At 56.3% G+C, this 11,931-nt stretch carries 10 protein-coding genes; 1 reads left to right on the forward strand and 9 read right to left on the reverse strand.

The features are described 5' to 3' along the window. Positions 1–25 precede the first annotated feature (25 nt). From QRT08_RS15635 to QRT08_RS15665, 7 genes are all read right to left on the reverse strand, one after another. Positions 26–1,375: a M20/M25/M40 family metallo-hydrolase gene (locus QRT08_RS15635; RefSeq protein ID WP_286046902.1), complete on the reverse strand. Its 1,350-nt coding sequence runs from the start codon at positions 1,373–1,375 to the stop codon at positions 26–28. Further along, positions 1,368–2,129, reverse strand: a complete 762-nt coding sequence (locus QRT08_RS15640; RefSeq protein ID WP_286046903.1) for a creatininase family protein — start codon at positions 2,127–2,129, stop codon at positions 1,368–1,370. Before QRT08_RS15640 ends, QRT08_RS15635 begins: the two co-directional genes overlap by 8 nt. Beyond that, entirely contained in the window at positions 2,126–3,190 is a 1,065-nt protein-coding gene (locus tag QRT08_RS15645; protein WP_483299971.1) for an ABC transporter ATP-binding protein, read from the reverse strand. The genes QRT08_RS15640 and QRT08_RS15645 overlap by 4 nt, the downstream gene beginning before the upstream one ends. Further along, positions 3,171–4,229, reverse strand: a complete 1,059-nt coding sequence (locus QRT08_RS15650) for an ABC transporter ATP-binding protein (RefSeq protein ID WP_286046905.1) — start codon at positions 4,227–4,229, stop codon at positions 3,171–3,173. Before QRT08_RS15650 ends, QRT08_RS15645 begins: the two co-directional genes overlap by 20 nt. A gap of 117 nt (positions 4,230–4,346) precedes the next feature. Further along, positions 4,347–5,291 (reverse strand): ABC transporter permease, encoded by a 945-nt coding sequence (locus QRT08_RS15655; RefSeq protein ID WP_286046906.1) that lies wholly within the window; start codon positions 5,289–5,291, stop codon positions 4,347–4,349. A gap of 89 nt (positions 5,292–5,380) precedes the next feature. Continuing rightward, entirely contained in the window at positions 5,381–6,358 is a 978-nt protein-coding gene (locus QRT08_RS15660; RefSeq protein WP_286046907.1) for an ABC transporter permease, read from the reverse strand. Between the two features lie 108 nt (positions 6,359–6,466). Continuing rightward, positions 6,467–8,116: an ABC transporter substrate-binding protein gene (locus tag QRT08_RS15665; RefSeq protein WP_286046908.1), complete on the reverse strand. Its 1,650-nt coding sequence runs from the start codon at positions 8,114–8,116 to the stop codon at positions 6,467–6,469. Positions 8,117–8,332: 216 nt separating this feature from the next. Between QRT08_RS15665 and QRT08_RS15670 the strand changes: the two genes are divergently transcribed. After that, positions 8,333–8,833, forward strand: coding sequence for an Lrp/AsnC family transcriptional regulator (locus QRT08_RS15670; protein WP_286046909.1), 501 nt, complete (start codon positions 8,333–8,335; stop codon positions 8,831–8,833). Between the two features lie 56 nt (positions 8,834–8,889). Here QRT08_RS15670 and QRT08_RS15675 read toward each other — a convergent pair whose 3' ends face one another. Both QRT08_RS15675 and QRT08_RS15680 read right to left on the reverse strand, forming a co-directional pair. Continuing rightward, positions 8,890–10,251, reverse strand: coding sequence for a CapA family protein (locus QRT08_RS15675; RefSeq protein ID WP_286046910.1), 1,362 nt, complete (start codon positions 10,249–10,251; stop codon positions 8,890–8,892). A 49-nt stretch (positions 10,252–10,300) separates the two neighbouring features. Next, positions 10,301–11,902, reverse strand: coding sequence for an N-acyl-D-amino-acid deacylase family protein (locus QRT08_RS15680; protein ID WP_286046911.1), 1,602 nt, complete (start codon positions 11,900–11,902; stop codon positions 10,301–10,303). Between the last annotated feature and the right edge of the window lie 29 nt (positions 11,903–11,931).

Genomic DNA, 11,931 nt, shown 5'->3' on the forward strand with positions numbered 1-11,931 from the left:
CGGTCGAATTTCCCGGTGCATGGCGTTAGAGTTCCTCAGTATTGGGGGCCCGCTGCAGGAACTGTGCAGTCGTCTCGATTCCGTTCCGGAAACAGTCCAAGTCAAGGTGCTCATTCGGCGAATGATTCCCTTGATCAGGATTCGCATACGGGACGACCAGCACTGGAACGTTCAGTTCGGTTCGGAAATATGCCGCGGGAAGACTGCCTCCCAGTAATGGCATTTCGACTGGCTCTACACCCCACACCTCCGTGAGGGCCGTCGTGAGTGGTGTCGCCGCTGGCGTGTCAAGTGGGGTCTTCATCGGCGGAAACGACCCCATCTTCGTTACCTCAACGTTGGGATTCTCACGCTTGACATGGTCGGTGATCCGCTTAAAAACTCGCTCGGGGTCCTGATTCGGCACGAGCCGGGAGTCGAGCTTAGCGGTCGCTCGGTGGGGGATAATCGTCTTCTTCCCTTCACCTTCGTAGCCACTCGAGAGGCCATTGATAGTCAACGTTGGCTTCAACAGCAGCCGTTCGTAATACGGATCATCGGTGGCAAATTCGCTGATTCCGAGATCTCCCTTCAGAGCCTCCTCATCAACCGGAATGCCCGCAACCAGTTCGCGATCCGCAGCCGAAATAGCGACGTCTTCGTGGAATCCCTCGATCGTCACTTCATCACCATCGAACATCGAGGAGACGACAGCGATCAGCTCGTTGGCCGCATTCGGGATTGGCCCCCCGAAGTTGCCCGAATGCAAGTCTGCGTTCGCCGTTTCGAGATCGAGCTGGTAGGAGAGGATTCCCCGATTACCGTAGATGAGGGTCGGTCGCCGTGACGCGTGCATTGGTCCATCCGCGACGTAAACGAGGTCCGTGCCCCCAAGCTCCGTTGGAGCGTCACTGAGGTACTCAATCAGGCCACGACTCCCGCTTTCCTCGCCGCCCTCGATCACCAGTTTGACGTTGACCTCGAGATCACTGCCGGCGCGATTCAACGCGTCGATCGCGAAGACATGTGTGAGGAACTGGCCTTTGTTATCCCCAGCCCCACGAGCATATATCGAGTCATTGCGGATCGTCGGTTCGAACGCTGGCGACTCCCAGTCGTCCTGAGCCCCCGGTGGTTGTACGTCGTAGTGTCCATAGAACGTGACCGTCGGTAGCGACTCGTCACCACCGCGTTCGGCGTAGACGAGCGGGTACCTACTCGTCTCGATCCGCTGGACTCGATCGAACTGGTATCCGTCGAGCACCGACAGCAACAGCTCCGCGCAGCGTTCCATCCCTTCCCCTGTCGCACTGATGCTCGGTTGGGCCAATAGTTCGAACAGGTCGGATTGGTACGCCGAGAGCCGGTCATCTATCACGGCTGTTATCTCATTCATGGGAATCACCTCGTTCGGTTCGAATACGCTCGGAAAACGCGCTCACGAGTCGAGTCGTCACCTCTTTTCCGAGTTCGGGTGTCGCATAAGTCGGATCACCCATATGGCCCAATTCCGTCACCTCATCGAGGCCGTTCGTCATCAGTTTCGATGTCGAAACGTTACCAGTGAATCCCGGTGTGAACTCCTCTTCGAGCACGAGATCCGGACGCAGATGCAATACGGATGCAGTCACTGCCGCACCACCGTGTCCTCGAGCTTTGGAGGGGATGTCCATTTGAGCCAAACTTGCCATCAACGGGTCGATTAGTAGCTCCTTATCGAGTAGCGTGATGATCTGTGCATCGGCCTCGTCCGCGATGGACGGTAGGATCGCATTCATTGCTGGGAAGTTCCCGCCGTGGAGCGAAAACAGAACGATATGGTCGAAGCCATGGGAGTCGAGGCTCCGACAGTAGTCCTCTAGCACACGCATCAGTGTTTCCGGTCGGTAACTGATGGTCCCGCTGAAACCCATGTGGTGGTCCGAGCATCCTGGTCGGATGACGGGGGCAACAACTGCATCACCGAGATCCTTTGCCACCTCCACCCCGATAGCTTCGGCCCAGGCGGCGTCTTTCAGGATTCCGAGGTGTGGCCCGTGCTGTTCGACGGATCCAGCGGGAACGAGGACTGTCTTCACCCCGCGGTTGATCGCCGATTCGATTTCTACCCATGTCAACTCCTCCAGCAACTTCGATCTAAGTTCTATCATATCGATTTCGTTGTTTCAGCCGTCTCAGTAGCGTATTCATCGTAGAGAACACATCGTGCGTGTCGACCCTCGTCAACAGGGAACATGGGTGGTTCTCCATTCGTACAGTGTGGCATCGCCTCTGGACATCGATCGTAAAACCGACACCGGTTCATTGTCTCTGTCAAGTCTGGGACCTCTCCTTCTAGCTCGACAGGTTCACGATCGATATCGGGATCAATAATCGGCATCGAGCCGACCAGAGCCTGCGTGTACGGGTGTTTTGGATCGGAAATTATACTCTCCGTCGGGCCGACCTCAACGAGTTTTCCAGCGTACATGACACCGATCCGGTCACACATATGTTTTAATAGTGATAGGTCGTGGCTGATGTACACGGCCGTAAGTCCGAACTCCTTTTGGAGCCTCTCGAAGAGATCGAGAATACTCGCTCGGATACTCACGTCGAGCATGCTCGCCGGCTCGTCTGCGAGAAGGAATGAAGGATCCAGTGCCAGCGCGCGTGCGATACCAACCCGCTGGCGCTCTCCCCCGCTCAGTTCCGAGGGATATTCCTCAGCGTACGCCTGTGCTGGCCGGAGGCCGGCGTTTTCAAGGGTCTCGTAGACTTTGTTCGCTCGCTCCTCCGGTGTTCCGATATCATGGACATCGAGTGGTTCCTTCACCCACCGATAGACAGTCCACTTGGGATTCAGTGACTGATACGGATCTTGATGAATGATCTGTGCCTCTCGACGGAAATCAAACAGTTCATCGGCGGTGAATTCGCTTATATCTGTCCCGTCGAAGTAGATGTGTCCACTTGTTGGATCGTGGAGACGGATCGCTGTTTTTCCGAGAGTCGTCTTGCCGCACCCTGACTCGCCTGCCAGACCAAACGTCTCACCCTCTTTCACCGAGAGGGTGACGCCATCCACGGCGTGAACGTATTCCCGATCCCCGCGGTTGAAGAGCCGAGAAACGATGCCTTCGTTAACAGGGAAGTGCTTGACAAGGTTCTCGACAGCGAGTTTGGCCTCCTCAGGGACAACCTCGCGTCTGTCACTCATTGTTGCCTCCATCCGAAGCAGCTTCCTTCGTCCGCGTACGTAGCTTCTGCCACGTCTCGCGTTTGCTGGCCTCTTCGCGGAGGAGTTCGGTCTCGTCAGCTCGATGGCACTCAACGACGTGTCCACTCTCGAACTCCTCCGGTTCAGGTGTCTCCTCCCAGCATTGGTCCTCAGCGAACGGACATCTGGGGGCGAACCGGCAGCCTTCGTCAGGGTCGGTAAGCTCGGGCGGCGTTCCAGGGATCGATATCAGTTCCTGTGAATCTGCAGTTATGTCTGGAAACGCATTTCTAAGCCCAAGCGTGTACGGATGGCGAGGATTCCTGATAATTGTATCGGCATCAGCACACTCCACAACCCGGCCACCATACATCACCGCGATCCGATCACAGGTCTCCGAGACAACGGACATATCATGGGTGATCAGTATCATGGCGGTGTTGAACTCCTCTTGGAGTTCAGAGATGGTCTGCAGGATCCGGTCCTGAATCACAACGTCGAGTGCGGTCGTTGGTTCATCTGCGAGGACGACCGCGGGATTGACCGCCAGTGCAAGCGCGATCATCGCCCGCTGAGCCATCCCTCCGGAGAACTGGTGGGGATAATCGTCGATCCGGTCGCGGTCGAGACCGAGCTTTTCGAACAGCTCCTCTGCCCGTGCTCGAGCCTCGGCTTTGGACGTGTCAGATTCATGGGCCCGAATCACCTCGACGATCTGGTCGCAGACGGTATGAACGGGGTCGAACCCGTTCATCGCGTTCTGCGGAATCATCGAGATTTCCTTCCAACGAAGGTCTCGCCGGACCTCCTGCATCGACATCTCCGTGATGTCCTTTCCCCGATACTCGATCGTTCCCTCGACGATCTCCCCGTTGTCCGGGAGGAGTCGAATGATCGATTTAGCAACGGTCGTTTTGCCACTGCCACTCTCTCCAACGAGCCCGAGCGTCTCGTTGGGGGACACCGATAGAGACACACCGTCCACCGCGGCGACGTTGCCCCCCTCTGTTCGATAGTACGTCTTCAGTCCATCAATGCGTACTAGCGTCATTCGGATGGTCCCCTCCGCTGGGTTCGTGTTGAGTTTCTCGAGGCACTATGACGCGCCAGCGACTGTACTCGATTTCGGTCGGACGTTTTCGTCCGGTCAGTTCGTAGTATACTCATTTCATTCGGAATGACGGAGTTCTGGATTGGTAACCTGCTCAAGCGCACGTCCGATGAAGAACACAGACATCACCATCAGCATGATACAAATCCCGGGCGGTGCTACCCACCACCAAGCGAATCGAATAGCGTCAGCCGTGTAGGCGTTAAAGAGCATCTGGCCCCACGACGTCATGCTTGGATCACCGAATCCGAGGAACGAGATGCTCGCCTCCGCGATGACCGCCCATGCGACCGAGAACGAACCATAGAGGAAGGCTAACGGGAGCACATTCGGAAGAATATGGAGGTACATAATGCGGAGGTCACTCGCACCAATGGCCCGCGCTGATTCAACGTATGGGCGTTGCTTGTGACTGAGAACCTGTGATCGGATTACGCGGGCGGTCGAGCGCCAGAGGATTAGGCTGATAACGATAACGATGCTCCAAAGGCTCGGACCTAAGAGAAACACCAGCACGAGGACGAAGGGGAGGAAAGGCAGCCCATATGCGATATCCGCGAGACGCATCAGGCCGTCATCCACCCATCCGCCGAAATATCCGCTAACGAGCCCGATGTTCACACCGATAAATACGGAAACGAACGCGGCGAGGAATCCGATAAACAGTGACACTCGGGCACCAACGATGACCTGCGATGCGACATCGCGGCCAAGATTTGTCGTCCCCAATGGGTGGGTGAGAGACGGCTCTACAAGTCGAAGCGCGGAGCCATCGGCAGCACGGTTGATAGTGGTCGGATCGTGAGGGGCGAGGTATTGACCAAGTAGACCCATTAATACGAAGAAGAAGAGGATGGTCACGCCAGCCTGTCCCATCCGATTGTCGCGCAATGAGCCAATAATTTCGGACAACTGCTCGCCAAACCGGTCAGTTACAGCCAGTCCACGAGCACCTCCTAAAAGGGAATCGGAAATTCCAGTCCGCTCGCTGTCAGTTCCCATCGCTACATCCTCCCGTTGCCGTTACGATATCCGTTCGTCCTATCGTGTGTCGTCTACTCGTTATCGTATCTGTTCTGATCATGGTCGTCTCAGTCATACTGCACCCGCGGATCGAGATAGCCGTACGCGAGGTCGGCCACGAAGTTCATCATGATGACCACTGACCCCATAAGGAAGAACGTCCCCATGGCGACAGGGTAGTCATTGTAGTGAATGGACTCAACCATCTCTCGTCCCATTCCGGGCCAATTGAACACCGTTTCGATTATCAGGGAGCCGCCGATTGCTGTCCCAGAGACGATGGCCATCACGGTGACGAGTGGTAACACGGAATTTCTAGCCGCGTGGCGAAACAGGATTTGGTGTTCGGGTAGCCCTTCTGCCTTTTTGATTTCGATGAAGTCGGCCTTCAAGACGTCTAGCATCGTGTTTCGCATCAGCAGCATCGGAGTCGCCATGTAGTAGATGGCGCCAGCCATCATCGGCAGGATCATGTGATATACGAAGTCCCAAGCGAGATACCGTCCTACGAAACTGCCAGTTTCCGTTCCGATAGCACGCATCCCACCCGATGGGAACAAGCCAAGCCAGAAGGAAAAGATCGACAGGACGATAATGCCTGTCCAAAACTCCGGCGAGGAACGAGCCATCAGTGCGACAACAATTCCGCCCCGCTCAAACGTGGTCCCGCGATACCAGCCTAATAGTGCCCCGAACGTGATCCCGAGTACATATGCCACCACTAATGCGGAACCCATCAGGATGATCGTGTTCCAGAACTTCACAACGAGAATATCCCAGACGGGCTCGTTATATCGGAACGATGTCCCGAAATCTCCCGAGAGCAACTGACCGATGTAGTCGACGTACTGCGTGTGAAGGGGTTGATTCAATCCAAGACGCTCGATCGTTGCTTCGCGAGCTGCCGGAGACATCCCCTGAGTGACGTACATCGAGGTCGGGTCCCCAGGTGCGGCCCGAAAGAGGACGAAGAGGATAGTGACGAATACCCAGAAGGTGAGAATCAACTGAGCGATGCGTCGAACGACGAACTCTTGGAGCCCCATTACCGATCCTCCATTAGCGCATTTTCACGCGAGTGCCGCCTCCTTCGGATAGTCGATGATGGCGACTTTTCTGCGCTTGGGCGAACGAGTGACTCCGTTCTAGCCACGTCATTCCTCCGGATAGTATAGTCGGCCGTTTTCGAGCGTGTATCCGGCCTCCTCAAGGGTCGCCTGTGCCCTTCCGAGATCGTTTCCGAACTCCCGGACATCAGGGTTGTGCCAAAACTCGTTGACCTCCGCGATGAACGTGTGGGTCACAGTCGCCATCCCATCCATCACGATATCAACGATATCCTGTTTCGGTATTGCATCTGCCAGCGCGTGTCTAACGGCGACGTCATCGAACGGTGCACGGTCAAGCTGGTAGTTAATGTGATACCAGCCATGGCTGTCGATCGAACTGATACTGGCGTGGTCGACGTCTGATTCGAGTCTGTTGACCGTATCGGGGCCCGCAACCCATCCAATCATGTCCAACGATCCGTCTTCTAGTAATCTGACCAGGCTCGACATATCGGACCCGGGGACCTTGATCAGCTCTGGGATGTTTGGCGGATTGAAATGGTCCTCGTTTGCTCGGAGAACCATTTGTTCGTCGCGGTTCCACTCAACGAACTCGAACGGCCCGCTTCCAATGGGTTCGGGGTTCTCCCACTCAACCGGTTCCGAGACGTTGTCCAACCCGTCGGGAACATCCTCCCAGATATGCTGGGGGATAATGAACACTTGACCAAGTCCGATCGGAATGAACGGTGCGAATGGCTCTTCGAACGAAAATTCGACCGTTAGGTCGTCGATGATCTCAGTGGACTCAAGGGAATCGATGAACGAACCGAGGACGGCCGAGTGCTCCCCGAGATAATCGAAGGAGAACTTCACGTCCTCGATCGTCAAATCCTCGCCGTCGTGCCACTGTTGTCCGTCACGAATCGTCGCCCTGATCGTCGTTTCGTCGACCTCCTCGATCTCCTCGGCGAGCCAATTGCGTGGAGTGGCATCCGTGTCGATTCGGACGAGTTTGTCGTAGATGAGCCGCATTGTCTGCGTGTCGTGAGTCGCTGCCCCGTCAACTGGATTGAGGTTATTGACATCGGAAGGATAGCCGAGGCTAATATGCTCAACACCATCCGCCGGGACAGAATCGACAGCCGTCCAGAAGGACATCAGTCCCTCCCCCATCATGTTCACGACCTCGTCAAAACGGTCCTCAAGATAGGGCATCGCCTGCGTCTGATTCGCGATAGGTGTCCGGGGCTGGTCCTCGGCGAATATTTCTTGGCATCGCAGAACGGCTTCTTGCCGTTCGTTCTCGTCGTATGTCTCCCGCTGCATTTCTGCATACTCGTCGTACTCGGTATTTTCGTAGTTCACCTGGTTGTTCCCCCCGTTATCTGTTTGAGAGGAATGGTGGAGCGAGTAGCAAAAGACGTCAGGGTCCAGACGTTCAGCCCGTCCTGCCCAATTGAGCGTGAATGCATCGAAATCCTGCTGGTTCATTGCTTGGTCGACGATCGAATTCCACGCTGTCGGATTGACGTTAACCTCGAATCCTAGTTCTCGCCAGTTGTCGGCGATGAGGTTACCGAATTCGTACCGAACGGGATCGTAGTCCTGTGTTGTTACGATAAGTTCGATAGGCTCGACGGCTCCTTCTGCGCTACTTCCACCGAGACAGCCGGCCAGAGCAAGTGTCATGCCGCCCATGGCCCCTGCTGTACCTTGTAGTACTTCGCGACGGTTTTTGGTAACGTGTCGCATACGACGAGATGATATTGCTACTACTTATATTTTTTCATACTATAAGCTATAGTCCTTTGAGATAGTGAAGTGAATCACGTTTTCAGGAAGATCTTTACGATAGGATCCTCAAACACAGGGTATAACCCCTCTCACACATGATCACGTTCGCTGGTCGTATGACAGACTTGATGAAAACAGTGATGTTTGAAAGTTGGTAATAGAGACAGAGTTCCAATGGCAAAACAGACATTTGATTCGTTTGATGATATAGATGGAGTGATCCTCCAAGCGCTGGCGGAAAATCCGAGAATTCCGTACTCCGAGATCACAGATACCCTATCCGAAATGGGCTACGAGATGAGTCCAGAGGGGGTTAGATACCGAGTTGACAAAATTATCGATCTGACAACGGTATTCTTCTTGGTAGATCCTCAAACAGTGTCATGGGAGATCCTCCGTGTCGCAGTATCCACGAAAGACACTGAAAACTCCAAACGAGAGGCCTTCGATTTTCTCTGTGAGCAACCGTTTTGGCACGTTTCGCGCGGGGTCGGTACGTATGACTTGTATGCTGTCGGTAGCCTTCCTTCACTACGGGAGGTTGATGAACTCGTTACGAGGGTCAGGGAGGCCGAGTGTATTAGTAAAGTAGAGTATATCGTTGTAACAGGCCGAAACCAAGATATGACACAATATCTGAATATGGACTACCTTCCAACGCTTGAGGAAGAGTGAAGGTGTTATTACGTACGCTAGTATTCAATATTAACCGTCAAATACCTATAGATATTTTATATTTCGACAATACCAGTTCCGTCTTCGATGCTCACGGCCGTCCCATACGGACTCGAGAGGTCAGCCACGTCGGTAAGGATGCGCGTCGCCGTCTCTCCCGTAGCCAGCAGAGGTCGACCGCGTTGGCTGCGTGGCGCCTCGAACCCCAACTCGAGGGGGTATAATTCGATCCGATCAAGCACGCCGTCTTCGTACTCACAGACCGGAACGACGGTTTCCCAGAAGCCTTGATCGGAGAGAAAGCCGATTCGCGTTTCCTCCTCGTCGAAGACACGAGCGTCGAACAGATCCGCAGGGGTTGCGGTGGGATCTACGTCGTAGCGCTCGTAGAGTTCCGTCGGCAAGCGCGTAACGGTCTCGTTTTGCATGACGAAGTTGCCGAGACTGTAGAAGATCGGCGTTCCGTCATAAATCTCGATACCCCGGAGTAGATGAGAGCCGTGGCCCATGAAGAGATCGGCCCCCGTATCGATACAGGCACGTGCGAACTCCTCGTGGAAGTCGGGAACGACCCGATCGTTGAGGCCACCGGCTTCACCCTCGTGGCCATGTAGGCTCGCCACCACCCAATCGGATTGACGGCTCGCCTCGTCGATTCGACCGAGAATCGCCGCAACGTCGTCCTCGTTGGGCTCCATCCGAACGGTACTGTCTCCGTCATCGCTCTCGACGAACCGTACGTTCTCGCCATCGGCATTGATCAGGGTAAATCCCTCTTCGTCCTCGCCGGGAACGGGAAACCCCTGGTGCTTGGCGTCGCGCTTTATCCCCTCTAGACCGAGCGTCTCGCTGGTTTCTCGAAGCATCTCGATCGTCTCCGAGGGGACTTCGTACGCGGTGTCGAAGCGAAGCGGCGAAAGTCCGGGACGACCGCCCATATCGGAGCGCTGCTGGCCAGCCACGGTCCCAGGAACGACGGTCGAACACGCCGCCACAAGCCCAACTCGCCCGGCAGCAGTCTCTACATACGCCGGCTCGCGGGCGGTTGCCAAATTGTTGCCGAGCCCTGCGTAGGGAACGGCGCGATTCTCGAGGTGGGCCATCGTGGCTTCGATCCCGCCGATACCGAAGTCACCGGTATGATTGGTCGCTGCAGCAAACGCATCGAATCCGAACCACGTGAGCTCGTCGACAACCCACGGGGGAGCGCGCATATACGTCCCCCCGCTTTGAGCGGCTGGATAGCCATCGTCGTAGTCACAAAGCAGTACTTCGAGGTTCGCAAGGGAGACATCAGCGCTTCGGACGAGATCGACTACCTGGCGGAACGCGTCGACCTCACACGACGAGATCCGACGCGTCACGATCGCGTCGCCTGCAACGATCATCGAGAGGCGCTCCCCCTCAGTTCCGTACATGATCGTCATCCTTCAGCGCAGGCCGCATTACTCTGTCGTAGTCACACCGTTACGCACGAATAGCCACTCCCGGCGTCTCGCCGGTACTGCCCCCGTCTGCAACGACCGGGGTGCCGTCGACGAGCACGTGTGAGATCCCGGCCGGCTCCTGTCGTGGTGATTCATACGTCGCTCGATCCGTGACCAGTACCGGGTCGAAGACCACGAGATCGGCGTCCATCCCCTGTCGGACGAGTCCCTTGCGATCCAGCCCCAGTATTCGAGCCGGAAGCGACGTCATCTTCTGGATGGCCGTCTCCAAGGAAAGCAGGTCCTCCGCACGGACGTACTGACCGAGAATACGGGGATACGTTCCGTACACACGTGGATGGGGACGGCCGCCGAAGAGACCGTCGGTCCCCACCGCAACGAGCTCAGACTGGAGGATTTCGCGAACATCGTCCTCGTGAAGCTGATGAAGGATCATGCTGACGTTCAGCTCCTCCTCGACGAGGATATCACAAACTGCGGCGACGTGATCGGTGTCCCGTCGCTCGGCGATGTCAGCGATCGATAACCCCTCGATATCGGCGTTCTCCTCCGACTCGATATTCGTCACGACGATGTTCTCCCATCCAGTGTAGGGACCGCGATTTTCCCAGTCATCGATCCTCCACTCCTCGATATCGCGCCGAATCCGAGCGCGGGATGCAGGGTCCTGCAGTAGCTCGAGGAGTCGCTCGGGACCGTCGGTGTGAACCCACGGGGGGAGGAGATTCGAGAGCATCGTACTACCGGCCAAATACGGATACTGGTCGGCTGTGACGTCGATCCCACGTCGTCTCGCTGATTCGAGAACCGCGAGCGCCTGCCGAGCCCGTCCGTGGAGGAGTTCCCCCGGTAGCTTGAAGTGGGAGAGATGAAGCGGGATGTCCTCCTCAGCACCGATATCGAGGAATTCATCGAGCGCGCGCCAGATATGACGTCGTTCGTTCCGGATATGGGCAACGAAGGGTCGTCCGTACGGCCCCAAGCAGGCCGCGAGCTGACGGACTTCGTCGGTATCGGCGTGGATCTGCGGTGAATACACCAAGCCGGTCGAGAGACCGATCGCGCCCTCTTCTAATCCCTTCGCTACGAGGTCGGCCATCGCGGCTACTTCCTCCTCGGTCGGCAGGCGATCGGCCATCCCGAGGACTGCGTATCTGACCGTCCCATGGCCAACGAGTGTCGCGACGTTCGGTGCGATACCGTTTCTCTCGATCGCATCGAGATATTCCTCGACCGATCGCCACGTCCATTCCCCGTCGAAGTTCCCCGTGAGTCCACTCAGATGGCGTTGCCAAGCGTCGGTATCGCTGTCCTCGTAAAGCGGTGCCATCGAGAAGCCGTCCTGGCCGAGCACCTCGGTGGTGATCCCCTGTCTGACTTTCGGTTCCAGCGACGGGTCGTCGAAGAGCTCGAGATCGGAGTGCGAATGCGTATCGATGAAGCCGGGACACACGACTGAGTTAGCGGCGTCGATAACGCGTTGGGCGTCTTCGTCCGTGCCGACGTCGCCGCGAGTCACCGCGACGATGCGCCCCTCGTCGACGCCGATACACCCGTTGAACCACGGGGCACCAGTCCCATCGACGACGCGTGCGTTCTCGATGCGTAAATCGATCGTCATCGGAATGGCGTCCCGACGTGTACAGCCAT

Origin of the sequence: Halalkalicoccus sp. NIPERK01, assembly GCF_030287405.1 — an archaeon.
In the GTDB taxonomy this organism is placed as follows: domain Archaea; phylum Halobacteriota; class Halobacteria; order Halobacteriales; family Halalkalicoccaceae; genus Halalkalicoccus.

Coding starts and splice junctions, on each gene's coding strand:
- QRT08_RS15635 (WP_286046902.1), bottom strand. CDS start 1,375: ATGAATGAGATAACAGCCGTGATAGATGACCGGCTCTCGGCGTACCAA.
- QRT08_RS15640 (WP_286046903.1), bottom strand. CDS start 2,129: ATGATAGAACTTAGATCGAAGTTGCTGGAGGAGTTGACATGGGTAGAA.
- QRT08_RS15645 (WP_483299971.1), bottom strand. CDS start 3,190: ATGGAGGCAACAATGAGTGACAGACGCGAGGTTGTCCCTGAGGAGGCC.
- QRT08_RS15650 (WP_286046905.1), bottom strand. CDS start 4,229: ATGACGCTAGTACGCATTGATGGACTGAAGACGTACTATCGAACAGAG.
- QRT08_RS15655 (WP_286046906.1), bottom strand. CDS start 5,291: ATGGGAACTGACAGCGAGCGGACTGGAATTTCCGATTCCCTTTTAGGA.
- QRT08_RS15660 (WP_286046907.1), bottom strand. CDS start 6,358: ATGGGGCTCCAAGAGTTCGTCGTTCGACGCATCGCTCAGTTGATTCTC.
- QRT08_RS15665 (WP_286046908.1), bottom strand. CDS start 8,116: ATGCGACACGTTACCAAAAACCGTCGCGAAGTACTACAAGGTACAGCA.
- QRT08_RS15670 (WP_286046909.1), top strand. CDS start 8,333: ATGGCAAAACAGACATTTGATTCGTTTGATGATATAGATGGAGTGATC.
- QRT08_RS15675 (WP_286046910.1), bottom strand. CDS start 10,251: ATGTACGGAACTGAGGGGGAGCGCCTCTCGATGATCGTTGCAGGCGAC.
- QRT08_RS15680 (WP_286046911.1), bottom strand. CDS start 11,902: ATGACGATCGATTTACGCATCGAGAACGCACGCGTCGTCGATGGGACT.